The sequence below is a fragment of the Neolewinella maritima genome, assembly GCF_923081025.1.
Lineage (GTDB): Bacteria > Bacteroidota > Bacteroidia > Chitinophagales > Saprospiraceae > Neolewinella > Neolewinella maritima.
This window is the reverse complement of sequence record NZ_CAKLPZ010000003.1, coordinates 528,999-550,739: the sequence shown is the minus strand read 5'-3', so window position 1 is coordinate 550,739 and position 21,741 is coordinate 528,999. Positions and strand designations below refer to the sequence as shown.

The window sequence follows — 21,741 nt, the reverse complement described above, 5'->3', positions numbered from 1 at the left end:
TACCGCCGCTATTTCGCCGGTAGTCTTGTGTTTGTTCATAGTGTCTCTCTCAGTGTCGGTGCTCTTCCCAGCAGTTTAGTTTATTTATCGGGAATGAGCACCGGCTCCACTATTTCTACCACACCCCCTTCACTCCATCCCGCTACTTCCGCACCTGTGGTACACCACGTACCGCACCGATGTGCACCTCCCAGAGCGCTTCGTTCAGGGCGGGGACGCGGGTGCGTAGTAATTCATTACCGGCAGTACGCAGATCCTCCCACTTACGGTCCAGCTCGGCCAGGCGTTCACGGGTCGGCGCGTTCACCCGGGGGATGTCACTGTTCGCATGATTGATCACGAAGAGGTAGTTGGCCGTGAACTTGTTCTCGAAGTTCTCCACGTCATCGTAGGCCTGCGACTTGCGCTGCACCATCTGCTCGTCCCACGCTACGATATCTTCCAGTAAGCCCCGTACCCGTTGCTCCAGTTCCTGGTTGCCGCGTTCTTCAACGCGCGGTAGCAGCTCGGTCAGGTCCTCGTGTGCGTCCTGTAGCTGGTTGACCAGGGTGTGCATCTCATTCAATGCGGTCTCTGCCTGCAGCATGAAGTCGTGATACTTCACGTAGTCCCCTGGCGTCAGGGGGTACAGGGGATTGGCTGCGATGGTCACCGTGGCGCTTGATCGCTCACCGCCGCGTTCCAGCACGGCGGTGTAGGTGCCGGGAGCTACGCGGTGGCCCCGGAAGCTGCCCTCGATGTAGGCGGTCGGGGCGGCTACCATATCCGGGTAGCGCATATCCCACACAAAGCGGTTGAGTCCGGCGGCCGCAGGCAACTCGATGGCTGCCGGGGGGCCACCGGGAAACTGTGCTACGGCAGCGGGTTTGCTGCTCAGGCGGCGCACCTCCGCGCCCGTACTGTCCGTGATGACCAGCGTAAGTTCCGTACTGTCCGCGGACTCAGGAAGACTGTAGTAGAACACCACACCAGTAGCGGGATTGACCCCACGGGTGGGATGCGTACCGGTCACCTTATCCGGCGATTTGTCGAGTTCGCTTCGGCCACTAGTCAGCGTAGCAACGGGTGGGGTATACAACTTTACCTTATCGTGAACTGCGTCGTACTGCCTGAGCAGTTCCAAGTCGTCCAGTATCCAGAAGCCCCGTCCGGACGTAGCTACGATCAGGTCGTCGTGGGCGATCATCAGATCGGTGATGGGGGTGACGGGCAGGTTCAGATTGAAGGTATCCCAGTGTAGTCCGCCATTGCGGGAAAGGTATATGCCAGTCTCCGTTCCGGCGAAGAGCAGCCCGGGCTGCTCCGTGTCTTCGCGGACTACCCGCGTATAGGAACCGTAGGGCAGGTTGCCGGTGATATCCGTCCAGGACGCACCGTAGTCGCTTGTCTTCAGAAGGCGGGGGGTGTGGTCGTTGAATTTATAGCGGGTAGTGGCGATGTAGGCGGTAGCCGGATCGTGGGGGGATACCTCGATGGCGTTGACCAAACATTCCTCCAGCGATTTGGGCGTCACGTTGGTCCAGCTGTCTCCATTGTCGCGGCTGAGCTGTACGTAGCCGTCGTCGGTGCCCACCCAGAGCACACCGGCTTCGTGGGGGGAGTCGGTGACGTAGCTGATCGTACCGTAGTTCTCGGCACCTACGGCCTCTACGGTGTAGGGACCGCCGCCCTTGACCTGCTTATTCTTCTGATTGCGCGTGAGGTCGGGGGAGGCTTCCTCCCAGCGCTGTCCCATATCCCGGGTACGCAGCAGGTGCTGGCTGGCGTGGTAGTAGGTAGCCGGCTCGTGCCGGGACCGGATGATGGGAGCGTTCCAGTTGAAGCGGTACTTCATGTCGCTGGCGGCCCGGCCGAGGTACTGTATGGGTGCGGCCATGATGTTGGTACTGGCCTTAGCTTCATTGTCCAACACCTCGATCGTACCCAGGTAGCTGCCGCCGAGTACGTAGCGCGGATCGTCGGGGTCGAAGGCGAGAAAAGCACTCTCCCCTCCCGCGGAGGCGGTCCAGTCGGAATCGGTAATCCCGCTACTGCTCAGCGACTGACTTGCGATGACTACCGAGGTGTTGTCCTGCTGGCCCCCGTAGATGCGGTAGGGGTACTGATTATCGACGTTGATGCGGTAGAACTGCCCGGTGGGCATGCGGTCCTGGGTAGACCAGGTGTCCCCGTAGTTAAAACTGATGGCTGCCCCGCCGTCATTCGCGATACACAGATTGCGGGGGTTCTCTGGGTTGATCCACAGATCGTGGTAGTCGCCGTGGGTGCCGCTGAGGGTTTCCCAGGTCTTCCCGCCGTCGATGGATCGCAGGGCCGGGGCGCTGAGGACGTATACGACATTCTCATTCGTCGGGTCGGCAAACACTTCGAGGTAGTACCAGGCCCGCTGTACTAGGCGGTGATCCTTGCTTACCCGGGTCCACGTCGCACCGGCGTCCGCGCTCACGAACAGACCGCCCTTTTCCTGCTGCGAGTCGCTTTCGACGAGGGCGTACACCTTGTCGGGATTGGACTGGCTTACGCTCACGGCTAGTTTACCCTTCTCCTCGGGTAGTCCCTCGGTCAGCTCGGTCCAGCTGCTGCCGCCGTCGGTGGATTTGTAGAGTCCGGAGCCCGGTCCGCCGCTCACCACCTGCCAGGGCAGGCGCTGGTGGTGCCACATGGCGGCGTAGAGCACGTCGGGGTTGGATAGGTCCATGGACAGCTCGGAGGCCCCCGTAAGGTCATTAAGGTAGAGTACGCGCTCCCAGCTCTTGCCACCGTCGGTGCTGCGGTATACGCCACGTTCTTCGTTGGGTCCGTAAAGCTGACCCTGCGCGGCTACGTAGACGATATCCGGATCGCTGGGATGTATGATGATGCGGGAAATGTGCTGGGTTTCCTTCAGTCCCAGGTGAGTCCAGGTCTTGCCGGCATCGGTAGATTTGTACACACCGTCGCCGTGGGAGGTCATGACGCCGCGCGGTGCGTGCTCGCCCATACCTACATAGACTACCTGCGGATTGCTGGTCGATACGGCTACCGCGCCGACCGAGCCGGTCTGGAAGTAGCCATCGCTGATATTGGTCCACTGCTGACCGGCATCGCTGGTCTTCCAGACGCCGCCGCCGGTGGTGCCCATGTAGTAGGTGAGCGGGTCGGCGGCTACGCCGGTGGCGGTGACGGAGCGTCCGCCGCGGAAGGGACCGATGCTGCGGTAGTTGAGCGGGGCTAGTTGGTGGGCGAGTGACAGAGTATCTACGGGAGTCTGCCCACCGAGACAGAGTGAAGCGAGCAATACGAAACAAAGGATCTGGATGCGCATAGTAAGACGATTGGACGCTACAAATAAACGAAAAACGCCCCGCCGGGACCGATGTCCGACGGGGCGTTGCTAATCTAGTGATCGCAGTAGCTATTCCGCAGCTTCCTCCGCAGCCAACTCGGCTTCTTCGGCGGCGCGGGCAGCAGCTTCTTCCTCGGCAAAGGCAGCCTGGCGGGCCTCCCATGCTTCCTGCTGCTCCTTCGTGGTGACGAACAGGCGGTCGTACTTGCGCATACCGGTACCGGCGGGGATCCGCTTGCCGACGATGACGTTCTCCTTCAGACCCTCCAGGTAGTCGCGCTTGGCGGCAATGGCGGCAGTAGAGAGCACCTTCGTGGTCTCCTGGAACGAGGCGGCACTGATCCAGCTCGGCGTACCGAGACTCGACTTCGTGATACCCTGTAGCAGGGGGAAACTGGTGGCTGCTTGGGCCTCCCGGAACGCTACGCCCTTAAGGTCGTTGCGCTTCAGGTAGCTGTTCTCCTCACGCACCTGACGCATAGTGACGATCTGTCCTTCCTTCAGGTTCTCGCTCTGGCCGGCGTCGGTGATGACCTTCTTGTCGAAGATCCAGTCGTTCTGCTCGAAGAACTCGTAACGCTCGGCAGCTTCGCCTTCGAGGAAGGTGGTATCGCCCGAGTCTACGATCTGCACCCGGCGCATCATCTGGCGGACGATGCTTTCGATGTGCTTGTTGTTGATCGTGATACCCTGCGAGCGGTAGACTTCCTGTACACCGTTGACCAAGTGGGTCTGTACGGCGAAGGGGCCCTTGATGTCGAGAATATCACGCGGTGCGATCGCTCCGTCGGAGAGCGGCATACCGGCGCGCACGAAATCCTGATCCTGGACCAGGATGTGCTTGCTGAGGTTGATCAGGTACTTGCGCTTCTGACCGTCCTTGGCTTCTACGATGAGCTCGCGGTTACCCCGCTTGATCTTCTTGGAGAAGGTGACTACACCGTCGATCTCGGAGACTACGGCCGGGTTGCTGGGGTTGCGGGCCTCAAAGAGTTCCGTTACCCGGGGCAGACCACCGGTGATATCCGCGATCTTACCGAGCTTGCGAGGGATCTTGACGATCTTCTCGCCGACGGCTACTTCGGCACCGTCTTCGATGCTGATGTAGGCACCAACGGGTAGGTTGTAGCTGCGCAGTTCCTCGCCGTCCTTACTCAGGATAGTAATCGTAGGAATCTTCTTCCGGTCGCGGGTTTCCATGACCACCTTCTCTTCGAAGCCGGTCTGGTCGTCGCGCTCGGTGCGGAAGGTCACGCCTTCGTCGATGTCGCTGAAGCGGGCAATACCCTTGAATTCAGAGATGATCACCGCGTTGTACGGATCCCACTCGACGATCACGTCGCCCTTCTTTACGTCCTGACCATCCTTTACATGGATCGTACCACCGTAGGGGATGTGCTGGGTTGCGAAGACCTTGCTGGTCTCGGGATCGACGATCTTGATCTCGCCGGAGCGTGACAGAACTACGTCCTGCTTATCGCCCATATCGTTCTCAGCCGTAACTACACGGACGCCATCGAACTGGATCTTACCGTTGAACTTCGAGGCGAGCTCGCTTTCCTGACGGGTTACCGAGGCGATACCACCAACGTGGAAGGTCCGCAGCGTCAGCTGTGTTCCCGGCTCACCGATGGACTGGGCGGCAATGATGCCTACTGCATCGCCCATCTCCGCCTTGCGGCCGGTAGCTAGGTTCTTGCCGTAGCACTTGGCGCACACACCACGCTTCACCTCACAGGTGAGTACGGAGCGGATGGTCACCTCTTCGATGCCTTCGTCTTCGATGTACTTCGCGGTACGGTCGTCGATGTACTCGTCGGCCTTGACGATCACTTCGTCCGTGACGGGGTGTACGATATCGTGCAGGGAGTAGCGACCGGCGATGCGGCTGGTCAGGCTCTCTACTACTTTATCGTTCTCCTTCAGGGAGGTCGTGTCGATACCACGGAGGGTTTCGCAATCGTCTTCCATGATCACCACATCCTGGGCTACGTCGACGAGTCGACGGGTCAGGTAACCAGCATCGGCAGTCTTAAGCGCCGTATCGGCCAGTCCCTTACGGGCACCGTGGGTGGAGATGAAGTACTCGAGTACCGAGAGTCCGTCGACGAAGTTGGACAGAATCGGGTTCTCAATTACGGCCGGGCCGGAGTCATTCGACTTCTTGGGCTTGGCCATCAGTCCGCGCAGTCCACACAGCTGCTTGATCTGCTGCGTACTACCCCGCGCACCGGAGTCTAGCATCATGTACACGGAGTTGAAGCCCTGCTTGTGCGTGGCCAGCTCCTGCATGAGCGTATTGGTGATCTGATTATCGGCGTACGTCCACTTATCGATGATCTGGTTGTAGCGCTCGTTGTTGGTGATCAGACCCATATTGAAGTTGTCCATCACCTCGTCCACTTCTACGCGGGCCTGAGTGAGTACATCTTGCTTTACGGAGGGAGTGATGAGGTCACCGAGGTTGAAGGACAGTCCGCCCTTGAACGCCCAGGTGAAGCCCATATCCTTGATCTTGTCCAGGAAGACCGCCGTGATGGCGAAGTTGGACCGCTCGAGGATGTCGGCGATGACCAGCTTTAGGTTCTTCTTGGTCAGCAGTACGTTCACGAATGGCATACCCTTGGGTACGGCACTGTTGAACATCACCCGACCGGTGGTCGTCTCGGTGAGCTTCGACTTGATGCTACCGTCTTCCTGTTCGATCGGCACGCGGCAGTGGATGATGGCGTGCAGGTCGAGCTGACCTTCATTGTACGCGATCATGACCTCTTCCGAGCTGTAGAACTTGCGTCCCTCCCCCTTCACCTTTACATCGCCCTCACTGCGGCGCTGCTTGGTGATGTAGTACAGACCCAGTACCATATCCTGCGAAGGAAGGGTAACCGGCGTACCGTTCTGCGGGTTGAGCATATTGTGGGCTGAGAGCATCAGCACCTGGGCCTCCAGGATGGCGGCCTGACTCAAGGGTACGTGCACGGCCATCTGGTCACCGTCGAAGTCAGCGTTGAAGGCCGAGCAAACGAGGGGGTGCAGCTGGATCGCCTTTCCTTCGATCAGCTTAGGCTGGAAGGCCTGGATCGAAAGACGGTGCAGCGTAGGTGCCCGGTTGAGCATCACGGGGTGGCCCCGCAGGATGTTCTCCAGGATCTCCCAGATCACGGGCTCTTTGCGGTCTACCAGTTTCTTGGCCGACTTCACCGTCTTCACGATACCGCGCTCGATGAGCTTACGGATGATGAACGGCTTGAAGAGCTCAGCGGCCATTCCCTTGGGAATACCACATTCGTGCAGTTTCAGCGTAGGTCCTACTACAATGACCGAACGGCCCGAGTAGTCTACCCGCTTACCCAGCAGGTTCTGACGGAAGCGTCCCTGCTTACCCTTGAGGATATCGGAGAGCGACTTGAGTGCGCGTCCACCCTCCGCCTTTACGGCATTGGATTTACGGCTGTTGTCGAACAGGCTATCTACAGCTTCCTGTAGCATCCGCTTTTCGTTGCGCAGAATGACTTCGGGCGCTTTGATCTCGAGCAGACGCTTAAGGCGGTTGTTGCGAATGATGACCCGGCGGTAGAGATCGTTGAGGTCAGACGACGCAAAACGGCCACCGTCCAGGGGTACCAGCGGACGCAGTTCCGGGGGAACGACGGGCAGGTACTGGATGATGGTCCACTCGGGCTTATTAGTTACGTTTTCCTGGGCATCGCGGAAGGCCTCCACTACGCGCAGACGCTTCAGGGCCTCGCTCTTACGCTGCTGGCTGGTCTCTGTATTGGCCTGATGGCGCAGTTGGAAGCTCAGCTCGTCCAGCTTAAGGCCTTCGAGCAGGTCACGGATCGCCTCGGCGCCCATCTTGGCGACGAACTTATCGGGGTGACCGTCTTCGAGTTGCTGATTCTCGGGGGGCAGGGTCTCCAGGATGTCCAGGTACTGCTCCTCGGTGATCAGCGTCTTGTGCATGATCTCCTCACTCTCCCGGATACCGGGATTGATGACCACGTAACGCTCGTAGTAAATGATGCTCTCCAGGAACTTCGAGCTGAAGCCCAGCAGATAAGCGATCTTATTGGGCAGCGACTTAAAGAACCAGATGTGGACGACGGGCACGACGAGCCGAATGTGGCCCATCCGCTCGCGACGCACTTTCTTCTCCGTCACTTCTACACCACAGCGGTCACAGACGATCCCCTTATAGCGGATGCGCTTGTACTTACCACAGTAGCATTCGTAGTCCTTTACGGGACCGAAGATGCGCTCACAGAAAAGTCCATCCCGTTCCGGCTTATAGCTCCGGTAGTTGATGGTCTCCGGCTTCAATACTTCACCATAGCTGCGCTCCAGGATATCGTCCGGACTCGACAGGCTGATGGTAATCGCATCGAAGTCCTGCTTCTGGAGGTTGGTACTCTTCTTAAAGGCCATAGTATATTTTATAGGGTAGTTCGGGGCGGGGCCGCCGGTGCGATGTGAACACGCACCTGCGTTCCCGCCCCCAAACTGTTTTTATCAAATACTCTCTCCCCATCGGGAGCGAGGGAGCCGGCGACCGGCTAGTCGAACTTGACGTCCAGGGCCAGGCCGCGAAGCTCGTGCACCAGTACGTTGAACGACTCGGGGATATTCGGCTCGGGCAGGTTGTCGCCCTTGACGATCGCCTCGTAGGCCTTGGCACGTCCCTGGATGTCGTCCGACTTGATGGTCAGCAGTTCCTGCAGGATGTTGGAGGCACCGAAGGCTTCGAGCGCCCACACTTCCATCTCGCCGAAACGCTGTCCACCGAACTGGGCCTTACCACCAAGCGGCTGCTGGGTAATGAGACTGTAGGGTCCGATCGAGCGGGCGTGCATCTTATCGTCGACCATGTGGCTGAGCTTAAGCATGTAGATCACGCCTACCGTCGCCTGCTGGTGGAAGCGGTCGCCCGTCTCACCATCGTAGAGGTATGCCTGACCCAGGCTGGGCAGCTTGGCTTTCTGGATGTACTCCTCGATCTCGTCCTGGCTCGCACCATCGAAGATCGGGGTGGCGAACTTCATGCCGAGCTTCTCACCGGCCCATCCGAGCACGGTTTCGAAGATCTGACCGAGGTTCATCCGGCTGGGTACACCGAGGGGGTTCAGAATGATGTCGACCGGCGTACCGTCCTCCAGGAAGGGCATGTCCTCATCGCGGACGATGCGGGATACGATACCCTTATTACCGTGGCGACCGGCGAGCTTGTCTCCTACCTTCAGCTTACGTTTCTTGGCCAGGTAGACCTTGGCAAGCTTGAGTACACCGGCGGGCAGTTCGTCACCGACGCTGATGTTGAAGGTTTCGCGCTTGTAGCGACCGACTTCCTCGTTCACCTTGATGCTGAAGTTGTGCAGCAGGCGGGCGATGAGGCCGTTGAGGTCGTCACTGGTGGTCCAGCCGCTGTAGTCGATCGTGGTGTAATCCACTTCGCGCAGCAGGCTCTGGGTGAACTTCTCTCCCTTCGGCACGACGACTTCACCGTAGATGGTGTTGACGCCCTGGCTGGCCCGTCCGCGGACAATCTTGTCCAGCTTGTCGACCAGGAGGGTCTTCAGGTTATTGAGGTTGACCTTGTGCTCGTCCTCCAGTTTCTGGAGTTCCAGCTTTTCGGCATCCTTTTGGGATTGCTCCTTCTTGGTACGGCTGAACAGGTCCTTACCGATCACGACGCCTTTCAGTGAGGGGCTTGCTTTGAGCGAAGCATCCTTCACGTCACCGGCCTTGTCGCCGAAGATGGCACGGAGTAGCTTCTCCTCGGGGGTAGGATCGCTTTCGCCCTTTGGCGTGATCTTACCGATGAGGATATCACCTTCCTTGACCCAGGCACCGACGCGGATGACACCGTTCTCGTCGAGGTCCTTGGTAGCTTCTTCGCTAACGTTGGGGATATCGTTGGTCAGTTCCTCCTCACCCAGCTTGGTGTCGCGCACGTCTAGTTCGAAGTGCTCGATGTGCAAGCTGGTGAAGACGTCCTCGCGGACGACGCGCTGGCTGAGTACGATAGCATCCTCGAAGTTGTACCCCTTCCATGGCATGAAGGCCACTTTGAGGTTCTGTCCGAGGGCAAGTTCGCCCTTCTCCGTAGCGTAACCGTCACAGAGGATGTCGCCGGCCTTTACCTTTTGTCCGCGGCGGACGATGGGCTTCAGGTTGACACACGTTCCCTGGTTGGTCCGGAGGAACTTGGTGAGGCGGTACGTCTTCTTGTCGTCATCAAAGGAAACCTGACGGTCTTCCTCGGTGCGCTCGTAGCTGACGATGATCTCGTTAGCGTCAACGTATTCTACCACCCCGTCGCCTTCGGCGTTGATGAGCATGCGGCTGTCGCGGGCCACCTTGCCTTCCAGACCGGTACCTACAATAGGACTGGTGGGCTGGAGCAGGGGAACGGCCTGACGCTGCATGTTCGATCCCATCAGGGCACGGTTAGCATCATCGTTTTCCAGGAAGGGGATCATGGAAGCGGATACACCCACAATCTGGTTGGGGGCTACGTCCATGAACTCGATCTCGGAGGGCTCGAGTACGGGGAAGTCACCGTGGTCACGCGCCTTGACGCGGTCGCTAGTGAAGGCTCCCTTTTCGTTGATCGCGGCGTTAGCCTGGGCGATCTTCTTGAAGTCTTCTCCTTCGGCGCTCAGGTAGATGGGGTCACCATCCATGACGACCTGGCTATCGGCTACCGCGCGGTAGGGCGTTTCCAGGAAGCCCATCTTGTTGACCTTAGCGTGTACGCAGAGGGTAGAGATGAGACCGATGTTGGGTCCTTCCGGGGTCTCGATGGTACACAGACGGCCGTAGTGGCTGTAGTGCACGTCACGTACCTCGAAGCCGGCACGCTCGCGACTCAGACCGCCGGGTCCGAGTGCGGAGATCCGCCGCTTGTGGGTGATCTCCGACAGCGGGTTGGTCTGATCCAGAAACTGGCTCAGTTGGCTGGTACCGAAGAAGGAGTTGATGACGCTGGATAGGGTCCGCGCGTTGATCAGATCGATCGGCGTGAAGACCTCATTGTCGCGCACGTTCATCCGCTCGCGGATCGTACGGGCCATACGGGCCAGACCTACACCGAACTGAGCGTAAAGCTGCTCGCCTACCGTCCGCACGCGGCGGTTGCTGAGGTGATCGATATCGTCGATCTCGGCGCGCTGGTTCATCAGACCTACTAGGTACTTGACGATGGCAATGATGTCTTCCTTGGTGAGTACCAGGGTTTCGTCGTCGGTGCCGGCGTTGAGCTTACGGTTGATCTTGTAGCGGCCTACCTCACCGAGGTTATAGCGCTTATCGCTGAAGAACAGCTTATCGATGATACCGCGGGCGGTCTCCTCATCGGGCGGGTCACTGCCGCGTAGTTGACGGTAGATGTACTGTACGGCTTCAATCTCGCTGCTGGACGGGTCCTTCTGCAGCGTATTGTAGATGATGCTGTAGTCCATCCCCACATCCTCCTTCTGCAGGATGATGTTCTCGATGCCGTCGGCACCCAGGATGTCTTCGATATTATCTTCCGTGAGTACGGTGTCGCGTTCGAGGATGATCTCGTTACGCTCCAGGATGACGAGTTCACCGGTGTCTTCGTCTACGAAATCTTCCGTCCAGGCGCGCAGTACACGAGCAGCCAGTTTACGGCCGATGGCGGCGGTAAGGGCCTCGCGGGTGCTGGCGACTTCATCAGCTAGGTCGAAGAGGTCGAGGATCGACTTATCGGAGTCGAAACCGATAGCTCGCAGCAGCGTGGTGACGGGGAACTTCTTCTTCCGGTCGATGTAGGTATACATCACCGTATTGATATCGGTAGCAAATTCCATCCAGGCGCCCTTAAAGGGAATGACGCGGGCGGAGTAGATCGCCGTACCATTGGGGTGGAAGTTCTGACCGAAGAATACACCGGGGCTACGGTGAAGCTGGGATACAATGACCCGTTCCGCACCATTGACCACGAAGGTACCCTTGGGGGTCATGTAGGGGATGTTTCCGAGGAATACATCCTGTACGATAGTCTTAAAGTCTACGTGCTCCTCATCGTTACACGACAGACGCAGCTTGGCCTTCAGCGGTACGCTGTAGGTAAGGCCACGCTGCATACACTCTTCGATGGTGTACCGAGGGGGATCGACGAAGTAATCCAGGAACTCCAGATTGAAGATGCTCCTGGTATCGGAAATGGGGAAGTTTTCCTGAAAGACTCGGTAGAGTCCTTCTAGGGCCCGGTTTTCGGGCGTCGTTTCCAGCTGGAAGAATTCCTGGAACGACTTGAGTTGAATTTCGAGAAGATCGGGGGAATGATCGGTAAGCTTAATCTTACCGAAGCTCACCCGTTGCGCTTCGGCGTTAAGGATCTGGCCGTTTGACGTCATTAGCAGTTTCCTTTAATTTGGCCCGTGTGACACCTTCCGCGGTGGTGTGGTAACGGGGGGTATGGTAGTGACTTCGAAGGCAATTCTTCGAAGGTATGGGGCATCGCGAAGTATGGTAACACAAGGTACCCCGTATTAGTTTCGCCCCGGGGGGCGTTTTCCTATACGCAAATAGGCCAGCCGGACCGGTGTCCGCTAAGCCTATTAATGAGGAAGAAGCGCGGGGACGAAAGCTACCGAAGCAGCTGCGCCCCCGCGCCAATATCCTTTCAAAGGAGGAACTGAATTACTTCAGTACCACCGTAGCACCGGCCTCTTCGAGAGCGGCCTTGATGCTTTCGCCCTCTGCCTTATCGACACCGGACTTGAGGGTGGCTGGAGCGCCATCCACGAGTTCCTTTGCGTCTTTGAGACCGAGGCCGAGCAGGGTTTTCACCTCCTTTACGACTTTGAGCTTGCTGCCACCGGCAGATTCGAGTACAACTTCGAATTCGGTCTGCTCAGCTGCGGCGTCGCCGCCCGCTTCGCCACCTCCTCCGCCACCCATCGCTACTGCGGCGGCTGCGGGCTCGATGCCATGTTCGTCCTTGAGAATCTGCAGGAGCTCGGTTACGTCCTTAATGGTAAGTTCTACGAGCTGGTCGGCAATTGCTTTTACGTCTGCCATAATAAAAAAGTATTTAATAGTGATTTACGAAAGAGCGGCGCAAGATTTGCGTCGGTACTCGCGATATCAGCTTGGAAGCCTTGGTTAGTAATGTGGAAGCTATGCTTCCCGCTCTTCGAGCGTCTTGAGTGCACCGGCCAGTTTCGCACCTTGTCCCTTGAGGCCACCGAGCAGATTCTGCATGGGGCTCTGGAGCAGGGTGAGGATGTCGGCGAGTACTTCGTCGCGGGACTTGAGCTTGGCTAGCTTGTCGAGCTGGTCGTCACCGGAGTAAATGGAGGAAGCGATGTAGGCTGCCTTGAGGATGGGGCGTTCGCCCTTCTCCGCGCGGAATTCCTTGATTGCCTTAGCCGGAGCATTTCCCACCTCGGCAAACAGCAGGGCACTGGGGCCCTTCAGTGCGTCGAAGAGGGGGGCGTAGTTGTTCTCGGCGGGCAGCTGCTCCAGTGCCTTGCGGGCAATGGTATTCTTTACTACCTGCATGGATACACCACGCTCGTAGCAAATGCCGCGTAGCTTGTTGACTTGTTCTACCGTGAGGGTAGATGCGTCGGCAATGTAGAAGTACTCGTTCTGTTCGAAGCGTTCCTTCAGGGATTCAATCGCCGCCGCTTTATCTGTCTTATTCATGGTAATTAATTTGGACGGTTAGGCGATGGTCTTTGGGTCGATCTTGATGCCGGGGCTCATCGTAGAGGCTACGGTGACCGACTTCATGTAGTTTCCCTTAGCACTGCTGGGCTTCATACGCACCAGCGTACCGAGGAGTTCGTTGGCATTCTGCGTCAGCTGCTCGGAGGTAAACTCTACCCGGCCGATGCTGCTGTGAATGATGCCGAACTTGTCTACCCGGAAGGCGATCTTACCGCCCTTTACGTCGGATACAGCCTTACCGACATCCATGGTCACCGTACCCGTCTTGGGGTTAGGCATGAGTCCACGGGGGCCGAGTACCCGACCCAGACGACCGACCTTAGCCATCGTTTGGGGCATAGCGACTACGACGTCGAAGTCGGTCCAGCCGTCGGTGACGCGCTTGACCAAGTCGTCGAGTCCGGCGTAGTCCGCACCGGCATCCAGTGCTTCCTGCTCCTTATCGGGGGTGACGAACGCCAGAACGGTTTTCGTCTTACCGGTACCGTGTGGAAGGGTGACCGTGCCGCGGAGGGCCTGGTCTGCTTTGCGGGGGTCGATCCCCAGACGTACGTGTACGTCAACCGATGCGTTGAACTTAGCCGTATTGACCTCCTTGACGAGGGCCATCGCCTCATCGAGGCTGTACTGCTTAGTGGCATCGACTTTCTCAGTGGCGGCTTTGCGCGCCTTGCCGAGTTTAGCCATGATAGAATAGTTTGAGGTGTATAGCGCACACGGTGTGACGGCGTGCTCCCTACGTTAATAAGTTAGATTCGTGACGGGTGGATCCCGCTCATCAATTCTGCTCCCAGGGCGGCGTTCCTTCTACGGTAATGCCCATGGAACGAGCCGTGCCGGCGACCATCTTCATACCGCTTTCGACGGTGAAGGCGTTGAGGTCGGGCATCTTGCTCTCGGCAATATTGCGCACCTGGTCCCAGGTCACCTTGGCTACTTTGATCCGGTTAGACTCCTTGGAGCCGCTCTTGATCTTGGCCGCTTCCAGCAGCTGCACGGCAGCCGGTGGCGTCTTGATGACGAAGTCGAAGGACTTGTCCTTGTAGACCGTAATGACTACGGGAAGGATCTTACCCTGGTTGTCCTGGGTCTGGGCGTTGAACCGCTTACAGAATTCCATGATGTTCACGCCCTTGGCACCGAGTGCGGGGCCGACGGGGGGAGCTGGGTTGGCCGCGCCACCGCGGACCTGTAGTTTGATAAAGGTTTCTACTTCCTTAGCCATGTTGACTTATTTGTGTCGTGCTGACGGAGCGTGGCGAACCCACGAGCTCCTCCGACGAATAGAAATGATGTATTTATGATTGCTTCTCGACCTGCATGAAGTTCAACTCTACTTCCGTACCACGGCCGAAGATCTTGACGATCACTTTCAGCTTTTTCTTTTCTTCATTCACATCCTGAATGTCGCCGACAAACTCATTGAACGGACCGTCGATAATCTTGACCGTCTCTCCTTCGATAAAGGGCTCGATCATGGTATCGCCGGCTTCGAGACTTTCGTCCACCTTGCCGAGCAAACGGTTGGCTTCAGACTCCCGCATAGCAACGGGCTCTGCCTTACCCAGAAAGTGAATCACATTAGGCAGACTGGTGATCGCGTCCACTACTTCGCCGTTGAGGGCGTAGGGGTCAGCTTCGACCAGAATGTAACCGGGAAGAATATTGCGATCGGAGATCACCTTCTTTCCGCTACGGATCTTGTAGACCTTCTCAGTGGGCACGACGATCTTGGTGACGTGGCTACCCCAGTCATTCCGCTCGATTTCTTTCTCGATGCGTTCCTTGATCTTCTTCTCCTTACCGCTGATCACGCGAAGAGAATACCACTTGTTGTCTGCCATGCTGATTACTGTACTTAGATTCCGCTGTTATAGATAAAGTCGACGACATTCTTCCACACGAAATCCATCATCAGGATCAGCAGTGCGAAGATCGCGGAACCCGTAAGGACGAGGATCGTGTTCGTCTGCAGGGTGGAGTACGGCGGCCAGGTGACGTTGTGCACCAGCTCGTTATAGCTCTCCCGTAAGTATAGTCCTACCTTATCCATGTGTATAGGTTGTTTAATGAGGGAGTGAGGAGCTGAGGTAGTACGTTCGTTTCTGATCGTATCACCTTATCTCTCTCTGACCTCAAACGTGCACGGGTGGAGAGACTCGAACTCCCAGCCCCTGGTTTTGGAGACCAGTGCTCTGCCAATTGAGCTACACCCGTGTATAAATGTCAAAATTGGGTTTTCCCAGCCCTGGTTGCACTTCATGGCATCCTTCGGAAGTTGGAGACCAGTTCACTGCCACCGCGCAGCAGCTACGCAGTACATTGAGCTACACCCGTGTATAAATGTCAAAAGTGGGTTTGTTCCCAGCCCTGCTTGCACTTCGTGGCATCCTTCGGAAGTTGGAGACCAGTACTCTGCCACCGCGCAGCAGCTACGCAGTACACTGAGTTACACCCAGGGGTAGAAATTACGCTTTTATTAGGAATGTGAAAGTTAAGCCTCCACATTTGGGGGCTTAACTTTCACAATTCACAAGCTTTTAAGGGCTTGAATTACTCGAGAATCTCGGTTACCTGACCGGCGCCTACGGTGCGTCCACCTTCGCGAATAGCGAAGCGGAGGCCTTTTTCCATAGCGATGGTGTTGAGCAGCTTCACTTCCAGGGTAACGTTGTCACCGGGCATTACCATCTCCACGTTTTCGGGGAGGGTGATATCACCGGTTACGTCCGTGGTACGGAAGTAGAACTGAGGGCGGTAGCCGTTGAAGAAGGGCTTGTGACGGCCACCTTCTTCCTTGCTCAGTACGTAGACCTCACACTTGAATCGGCTGTGGGGCTTTACGCTACCGGGCTTACAGATGACCATACCACGCTTGATGGCTTCCTTGTCGATACCGCGGAGGAGCAGACCGGCGTTGTCACCGGCTTCACCGCGATCGAGCAATTTGCGGAACATCTCTACTCCGGTGATGGTGGAGGTCAGGGGCTTGGCGTCAGCGGCCTGCATACCCAGGATCTCTACGGACTCACCTACGTTGACGATACCACGCTCGATACGTCCCGTAGCAACGGTACCACGACCGGTGATCGAGAAGACGTCCTCTACGGGCATCAGGAAGGGCTGGTCGACGAGGCGCTCGGGCTCGGGGATATCCTTATCCACCGCGTCCATCAGGTCCTGGATCTGCTTCTTACCGTCGGCATCTCCTTCGAGGGCCTTCAGCGCGGAGCCGATGATGATGCTGGCTTCGTCGCCGTCGTAGTCGTACTGGCTCAGGAGCTCACGTACTTCCATTTCCACAAGTTCGAGCATCTCTTCGTCGTCGACGAGGTCAGCCTTGTTCATGAACACCACGATATTGGGTACACCTACCTGGCGGGCCAGGAGGATGTGCTCACGGGTCTGTGGCATGGGGCCGTCCGTAGCAGCTACTACGAGGATAGCACCGTCCATCTGGGCGGCACCGGTGACCATGTTCTTCACGTAGTCGGCGTGTCCGGGACAGTCGACGTGAGCGTAGTGACGGGCAGCCGTCTCGTACTCGACGTGGGCGGTGTTGATGGTGATACCACGTTCCTTCTCTTCGGGAGCGGAGTCAATGGTATCGTAGTCCATTTTCTTAGCGCCGCCAGCCTCCGCGAGAACGGTGGTGATTGCTGCGGTAAGGGTGGTCTTACCATGGTCAACGTGGCCAATGGTACCCACGTTAACGTGGGGTTTAGTTCTTGCAAATTTTTCCTTAGCCATCTGAGGATAACCTATTTTGGAATTTAAAAAATTGGTGCGAATCAGGGTGCCGACCGCAACTTCGGCCGCCCTATGTACACGAGACTCCGAAACGGAGCCGCGTACGGTTGTCCCTTGAGCCAACGGTGAGATTTGAACTCACGACCCCTTCCTTACCATGGAAGTGCTCTACCCCTGAGCTACGTCGGCGACACGGTTGCGATAATTAAAACGCCCCACCATTGTGGAGCGCAACAAGAGCGGAAGACGAGGCTCGAACCCGCGACCCTCAGCTTGGAAGGCTGATGCTCTACCAACTGAGCTACTTCCGCAAAATAATTGATGCGCGTACTACAGACAGATCGCGTGGGGTTCCAAACCCACCACCATCCGACGGCGGCATCAAGAATCAATATGTCAATAAAGGTGTGGGGGTGGTAGGATTCGAACCTACTCAGCCGAAACATTGGATTTACAGTCCAACCTACCTCTCCAACTGTAGCGCACCCCCCTTTGTCCTCGATCCAGGGCCTTTACCGTAAGGGTAAGCAGCAGAGCCGATGGACGGACTCGAACCGCCGACCAGCTGATTACAAATCAGCTGCTCTACCAACTGAGCTACACCGGCTTAAATCCTGGGATCGTTTACCTATTTTCAACGTCAGCTTCAGGACGTTTTCCCAAAGCGATTGCAAAGGTACACGCTTTAGCGTAATTGACAAAGCGGTTTGCCGCTATTTTTTCCCTTCTCCCTCAGGGTGCGCCTGCCGGTACACTTCACGCAACCGCGCCAGGTTGTTGTGGGTATATAACTGGGTCGCCGCCAGACTGCTATGGCCCAGCAATTCCTTGACGGCGTTCAGGTCCGCCCCCTCCTCCGCCAGGTCAGTAGCAAAGGAGTGCCGTAGCGTATGGGGGCTCTTCCTGTCCTCCACCGTCACCCCGCTCAGGTAGCGCACCACCCGGTTGTATACGAATTTGGGGTAAAGGGGTTTGCCCCGCGGGGTAAGAAACAGTGGTCCTTCGCCCCCACCCTCACGTAGCTGCCGGAGCCGCCCGATAAGCTCCAGTAGGCTGGGACCTACCGGAATGAGCCGCTCCTTATTGCCCTTGCCCCGTACGCGCAACTGGCTGCGGTCCGGATCGACATCCCCCCAGGTCAGGCCGATCAGTTCGGCGCGGCGTAGCCCCCCCTGATACAGTAAGGCCAGCATCAGATGATCCTGCAAAAGTTCCGTATCGTTTTCCACCAGTGGGTCCGCAAAGCCCGCAAACAGTCGCTGCAAATCCTGTCGGGGGATCGTAGCCGGTAGCCGGCGCCCCGTTTTGGGAGTAGGTATGCGGAGGGTAGGGTTAGCAGCCTGCAGGCCACGCGTTTGCCGGTACAGGTAAAACGCCTTCAGTGCGGAAAGCTTACGCCGGATACTGGTAGCGGCCAGCCCCTCCCCCACCAACTGCGCCAGCCAGCTCTTTACCATCTCCCGGCTCACTTCCCTGGGTGTGCTGATTGCATATATTTCCTGACAGTACAGGTGAAATTGCTGCAGGTCTGCCCGGTAGGCCACCACGGTGTGCTCGCTGAGCCGGCGTTGGTGCCTGAGGTGGGCTAGAAATTCGTAGAACTGCATGCTCCGAAGGTACGCTGCCCCGTACCAAGTATAGCACTAGCGTCCGCGCCCGATCAGCCAGTGCCGTACCCACCGCGTACCTGCCTTCCACCGTGGCACGTCACGCTGCCGCGTCAGCTCGATCAACTGAGGATAGGTACAGCTTTCATACATATCCATAAAAGGATTGCCAAACTGGCTGGGATCACGGAATGCGGGAATACCCCATTGTTTGGACAGTACACTGAGGATAGATTGATCGTGCCGGTGCGCGATGAAGTCCGGATAGTTTTCCCTGCCGAATCGGTTGGGACTGTCCGTAATCAAGCCGTCTATGGTACTGCGCGCCAGCAACGTAGCGGCAAAATCGATAGCCTGTTTCGATACACGGTACAATTGGAAGCCGCCACACCGCTGAGGGGTGTCAGTGATGCTGGGGACATCGGCGCTCAGCTCGACGAAGACATCACGTTTCGTGTACTGCCGCTCCAGGTGCTCTACCTCGAAGGTGACTACATCTAGGCCCAGCTCACTCGCTAGGCGGACGACGGGCTGTATAGACCCGACAAACACCGCGCCGGCATCGCAGTAGAACAGCCAGTCACCCGGCCGCAGTTGGCGCAGGGTACGCAGGATTAGATGGGGCTTCCACAGCCAATAGCCGCCCCCGCGTGCGGCAGTGAGGGTATCCTTGTGCTGAATTGCGAATTGGGCGTCGATATCGTCAGGACCATATGCAATAGCCCCATCAAAACCCCCTATGCCCTTTCCCGATCGACTGTTCAACCGCTGGGCAGACCGAAATTGACGATCGGCATAATTTAGCAGTACGAGACGACTCATTGCAGTAGGGTTAAAAGGGACCGTTCCAGATCGACGAAATAGCGGTAAATCCGTTCACCCGCCCCGGGCTGAAAGGCCGGCTGGCGCATGCATGCTTTGTACGCTGCCTCATCACTTGCTAGCTCACGTACACGCTCCTCAAGCGCGGTGGGCTGCTCAGGATCGTAGGTAAGTATTGCCCCCTGGTTGATGATCGCTGGCTCCGGACAGTTGTCGCTACCCCAGTAGATGGGCAGGCATCCGGCCTGTAGGGCGTGGAAGATTTTTTCGGTCACGTAGCCCGTGCGATCGCTATTCTCCGGACAGAGCGCAAAGCGGTAGTCCTGCATGCACCGGAGCTTTGCCGGCCAGCCGGCCGCTAGCGGCTCAGTCACATTATTGCGGAACGCGCCAGCGTAGTCAACGGGCATACACCGTTCTACCAGATCGGCTACCGCGCCCCGTACCCCGCGATCGTCGTGCCGGGCGATGAGTACGGCCGCCGTCTTGCGCAACGCCGTAGGCGCAAGCTGACGGTGCATTTCCCACTGCTGCAGAGTTTGGGTGATAGTGGCAGCCGTAGCATCGGGCGCGAAGCACTCCACCAGCCATAGGGGGAAGCGCAAGTAGTTTGCATCCGGCAGATCGTCAAATCCCAGGGATAGATCCACCAGGTCGAGTAAGTGGTCTGCGTAACGAGGGTAGCGGTCGAGATTCTCGCCGGTGAAGAATACCCGCCGGTCGCAGGGTGTCAGCGGTAGGAGCCAGCGGTTGGGTTGATGGACGGAGAACAGCCCGATACGCCTCCGCGCGGCCAGTTCCCTCAGGGCAGGACGCTGCAGAAAGCGGTAAAACCAGCTCTGCGGAACGGGGCCGACCTCCCAGAAGTTATAGTAGCCTATGCCGTACTGCCTTATGTGGCGGCGTTGCCGCACCAGCTCCCGCACTCCGGTACCCAAAGACCGTAGACGGGCCGCTCGCCGGGGGCCGAACAGCTGAGTTAAACGTCCCGCCGACCTACTGCGCTCCACACAGGATATTGATCTGCTCGGTGCGGATGGTATTACTCACGTTGCCGGCGCGGTCCTGGATGTAAAAGGAATACGACAGGGTATCCACGGGGTAGCGGGGATCGTCGATGCAGAGCCGGCCATTAAAGACGCAGCAGATCTGGTTCGTATTGATCAGCGTAAAGAAGACATCGCCGCTGATGCCATTGCCCGTGCCTTCGGTTGGGATCAGGGGGAAAGCCAGGGGTGTGGGCGGCTCATTGGGAAAGCGACTGTCGACGTAGAAGATATCTACGCTGTCGCTGGAGGAGATGTCACCATCGCCATCCGTAAAGGAGAACTGAATTACGATACTATCCTGGGGGCCGGTGGTGAACTGATAGATCGAGTCCTTACTGATGCCCTCGTAGACGATCACGGGCTCGTCCGGATAATCTGGCGGGCTGACGCAGGCGGCCAGGCCGATCAGTAGACCGGTCAAAAGCAACCATAGGACAGAGCGGGTGTATTGCATGGCAAATCGTATTACAATGATGCGCGAGCAACTCGCCGAGCGGATCCGGAGCCTACGGCATCCGGAACACTTTGACGAACTGGCCCTGGCGGTGTTCCGCTACCAGGCTGCGCACTGTATAATCTACGCCCAGTACCTCGATTTGTTGCGGGTGGCACCGGAGGAGGTCCTCCGGCTTGCCGATATTCCGTGCCTGCCGATCCAACTATTTAAGTCACACACTATCCGGTCCGGCAGCTGGACTCCCGTGCGCACCTTCAGCAGCAGCGGTACTACCGGCAGCACCACCAGCCGCCACGCCCTGCGGGATGAACAGTGGTACCACGAAGGCGCGCGCCACACCTTCGAGCGGCAGTACGGACCGCTACGGGGCCGCGCCGTGCTGGCCCTGCTGCCGGCATATCTAGAACGGACCGGCTCCAGTCTGGTCTTCATGGCGCAGGACTTCATCACGCGCAGCGCACACCCGGCCTCCGGCTTCTTTCTCGACGATCTGCCCGCCCTGGCTGCCCGCCTCCGGGAGCTGCAGGCCACCGGCACCCCTACCCTACTGCTGGGCGTAAGCTTTGCCCTGCTGGACCTGGCCGAGCACTTCCCCCAGCCCCTCGGCGACACCAATATCATGGAAACCGGGGGGATGAAGGGCCGCCGCCGCGAGCTCACCCGCGCGGAGTTACACACCACCCTCTCCCAGGCCTTCGGGGTCGAGCACATCCACAGCGAGTATGGTATGACGGAGCTGCTCTCGCAGGCCTACGCACCGCGGGACGGCAGATTTCTCCCCGCCCCTACCCTACGCGTTCGGCCCCGGGAGGTGACCGACCCCTTCGCTACGGCCGACTTCGGGCGCACCGCCGCGCTCAACCTCATCGACCTGGCAAATCTGGACACCTGTAGCTTCATCGCCAGCGACGACCTGGGCCGGGTGTACCCCGACGGTAGCTTCGAAGTCTTGGGGCGCATGGACCACTCCGACATCCGCGGCTGCAACCTGCTGGTGGGCGAGCAGTAGGAGCCTACACCGCGTAGTACCTT

Annotated in this window: 15 protein-coding genes and 5 tRNA genes; 1 reads left to right on the top strand and 19 read right to left on the bottom strand. The window is 58.0% G+C overall.

The features are described from left to right. Window positions 1-142: 142 nt before the first annotated feature. The 19 genes from MJQ68_RS13975 to MJQ68_RS13885 form a co-directional block, all read right to left on the bottom strand. Window positions 143-3,304, bottom strand: a complete 3,162-nt coding sequence (locus MJQ68_RS13975; protein ID WP_238751748.1) for a VPS10 domain-containing protein — start codon at window positions 3,302-3,304, stop codon at window positions 143-145. Window positions 3,305-3,394: 90 nt separating this feature from the next. Beyond that, a complete protein-coding gene (gene rpoC / locus MJQ68_RS13970) occupies window positions 3,395-7,750 on the bottom strand; it encodes a DNA-directed RNA polymerase subunit beta' (protein ID WP_238751747.1) in 4,356 nt (1,451 codons plus the stop codon). Window positions 7,751-7,878: 128 nt separating this feature from the next. After that, on the bottom strand, window positions 7,879-11,703 hold the full coding sequence (gene rpoB / locus MJQ68_RS13965) for a DNA-directed RNA polymerase subunit beta (protein WP_238751746.1): 3,825 nt from the start codon (window positions 11,701-11,703) through the stop codon (window positions 7,879-7,881). A 286-nt stretch (window positions 11,704-11,989) separates the two neighbouring features. Then, entirely contained in the window at window positions 11,990-12,370 is a 381-nt protein-coding gene (gene rplL, locus MJQ68_RS13960; RefSeq protein ID WP_238751745.1) for a 50S ribosomal protein L7/L12, read from the bottom strand. Window positions 12,371-12,469: 99 nt separating this feature from the next. Next, window positions 12,470-13,000, bottom strand: coding sequence for a 50S ribosomal protein L10 (rplJ, locus tag MJQ68_RS13955; protein ID WP_238751744.1), 531 nt, complete (start codon window positions 12,998-13,000; stop codon window positions 12,470-12,472). A gap of 18 nt (window positions 13,001-13,018) precedes the next feature. Beyond that, entirely contained in the window at window positions 13,019-13,711 is a 693-nt protein-coding gene (gene rplA / locus MJQ68_RS13950; protein WP_238751743.1) for a 50S ribosomal protein L1, read from the bottom strand. A gap of 91 nt (window positions 13,712-13,802) precedes the next feature. Continuing rightward, window positions 13,803-14,249, bottom strand: a complete 447-nt coding sequence (gene rplK, locus MJQ68_RS13945; RefSeq protein ID WP_238751742.1) for a 50S ribosomal protein L11 — start codon at window positions 14,247-14,249, stop codon at window positions 13,803-13,805. A 73-nt stretch (window positions 14,250-14,322) separates the two neighbouring features. Continuing rightward, window positions 14,323-14,868: a transcription termination/antitermination protein NusG gene (gene nusG / locus MJQ68_RS13940; protein ID WP_238751741.1), complete on the bottom strand. Its 546-nt coding sequence runs from the start codon at window positions 14,866-14,868 to the stop codon at window positions 14,323-14,325. Window positions 14,869-14,882: 14 nt separating this feature from the next. Continuing rightward, window positions 14,883-15,077 carry a preprotein translocase subunit SecE gene (secE, locus tag MJQ68_RS13935; RefSeq protein ID WP_238751740.1) on the bottom strand — a complete coding sequence of 65 codons (195 nt, stop codon included), beginning with the start codon at window positions 15,075-15,077 and terminating at the stop codon, window positions 14,883-14,885. Between the two features lie 91 nt (window positions 15,078-15,168). Next, a tRNA-Trp gene (locus MJQ68_RS13930) sits at window positions 15,169-15,241 on the bottom strand. A gap of 336 nt (window positions 15,242-15,577) precedes the next feature. Then, window positions 15,578-16,774: an elongation factor Tu gene (gene tuf / locus MJQ68_RS13925; protein WP_238751739.1), complete on the bottom strand. Its 1,197-nt coding sequence runs from the start codon at window positions 16,772-16,774 to the stop codon at window positions 15,578-15,580. Between the two features lie 117 nt (window positions 16,775-16,891). Beyond that, a tRNA-Thr gene (locus MJQ68_RS13920) sits at window positions 16,892-16,963 on the bottom strand. Window positions 16,964-17,012: 49 nt separating this feature from the next. After that, window positions 17,013-17,085, bottom strand: a tRNA-Gly gene (locus MJQ68_RS13915). 97 nt (window positions 17,086-17,182) lie between these two features. Continuing rightward, a tRNA-Tyr gene (locus MJQ68_RS13910) sits at window positions 17,183-17,264 on the bottom strand. Between the two features lie 44 nt (window positions 17,265-17,308). Next, window positions 17,309-17,381, bottom strand: a tRNA-Thr gene (locus tag MJQ68_RS13905). A gap of 106 nt (window positions 17,382-17,487) precedes the next feature. Continuing rightward, entirely contained in the window at window positions 17,488-18,381 is an 894-nt protein-coding gene (locus tag MJQ68_RS13900; RefSeq protein ID WP_238751738.1) for a tyrosine-type recombinase/integrase, read from the bottom strand. Between the two features lie 36 nt (window positions 18,382-18,417). Beyond that, complete coding sequence (locus tag MJQ68_RS13895; protein WP_238751737.1) at window positions 18,418-19,203, bottom strand: hypothetical protein; 786 nt, start codon at window positions 19,201-19,203, stop codon at window positions 18,418-18,420. After that, window positions 19,200-20,141: a glycosyltransferase family 10 domain-containing protein gene (locus MJQ68_RS13890; RefSeq protein ID WP_238751736.1), complete on the bottom strand. Its 942-nt coding sequence runs from the start codon at window positions 20,139-20,141 to the stop codon at window positions 19,200-19,202. Before MJQ68_RS13890 ends, MJQ68_RS13895 begins: the two co-directional genes overlap by 4 nt. 58 nt (window positions 20,142-20,199) lie before the next feature. Beyond that, complete coding sequence (locus MJQ68_RS13885; RefSeq protein WP_238751735.1) at window positions 20,200-20,706, bottom strand: hypothetical protein; 507 nt, start codon at window positions 20,704-20,706, stop codon at window positions 20,200-20,202. Between MJQ68_RS13885 and MJQ68_RS13880 the strand changes: the two genes are divergently transcribed. Further along, on the top strand, window positions 20,705-21,718 hold the full coding sequence (locus MJQ68_RS13880; protein ID WP_238751734.1) for a long-chain-fatty-acid--protein ligase: 1,014 nt from the start codon (window positions 20,705-20,707) through the stop codon (window positions 21,716-21,718). The two genes, MJQ68_RS13885 and MJQ68_RS13880, sit on opposite strands and share 2 nt — an antisense overlap. Window positions 21,719-21,741 lie beyond the last annotated feature (23 nt).

What these genes read in the sequence shown, in the direction of transcription:
- MJQ68_RS13975 (WP_238751748.1), bottom strand. Translation starts at nt 3,304, where the DNA reads ATGCGCATCCAGATCCTTTGTTTCGTATTGCTCGCTTCACTCTGTCTC.
- rpoC (WP_238751747.1), bottom strand. Translation starts at nt 7,750, where the DNA reads ATGGCCTTTAAGAAGAGTACCAACCTCCAGAAGCAGGACTTCGATGCG.
- rpoB (WP_238751746.1), bottom strand. Translation starts at nt 11,703, where the DNA reads ATGACGTCAAACGGCCAGATCCTTAACGCCGAAGCGCAACGGGTGAGC.
- rplL (WP_238751745.1), bottom strand. Translation starts at nt 12,370, where the DNA reads ATGGCAGACGTAAAAGCAATTGCCGACCAGCTCGTAGAACTTACCATT.
- rplJ (WP_238751744.1), bottom strand. Translation starts at nt 13,000, where the DNA reads ATGAATAAGACAGATAAAGCGGCGGCGATTGAATCCCTGAAGGAACGC.
- rplA (WP_238751743.1), bottom strand. Translation starts at nt 13,711, where the DNA reads ATGGCTAAACTCGGCAAGGCGCGCAAAGCCGCCACTGAGAAAGTCGAT.
- rplK (WP_238751742.1), bottom strand. Translation starts at nt 14,249, where the DNA reads ATGGCTAAGGAAGTAGAAACCTTTATCAAACTACAGGTCCGCGGTGGC.
- nusG (WP_238751741.1), bottom strand. Translation starts at nt 14,868, where the DNA reads ATGGCAGACAACAAGTGGTATTCTCTTCGCGTGATCAGCGGTAAGGAG.
- secE (WP_238751740.1), bottom strand. Translation starts at nt 15,077, where the DNA reads ATGGATAAGGTAGGACTATACTTACGGGAGAGCTATAACGAGCTGGTG.
- tuf (WP_238751739.1), bottom strand. Translation starts at nt 16,774, where the DNA reads ATGGCTAAGGAAAAATTTGCAAGAACTAAACCCCACGTTAACGTGGGT.
- MJQ68_RS13900 (WP_238751738.1), bottom strand. Translation starts at nt 18,381, where the DNA reads ATGCAGTTCTACGAATTTCTAGCCCACCTCAGGCACCAACGCCGGCTC.
- MJQ68_RS13895 (WP_238751737.1), bottom strand. Translation starts at nt 19,203, where the DNA reads ATGAGTCGTCTCGTACTGCTAAATTATGCCGATCGTCAATTTCGGTCT.
- MJQ68_RS13880 (WP_238751734.1), top strand. Translation starts at nt 20,705, where the DNA reads ATGGCAAATCGTATTACAATGATGCGCGAGCAACTCGCCGAGCGGATC.
- MJQ68_RS13885 (WP_238751735.1), bottom strand. Translation starts at nt 20,706, where the DNA reads ATGCAATACACCCGCTCTGTCCTATGGTTGCTTTTGACCGGTCTACTG.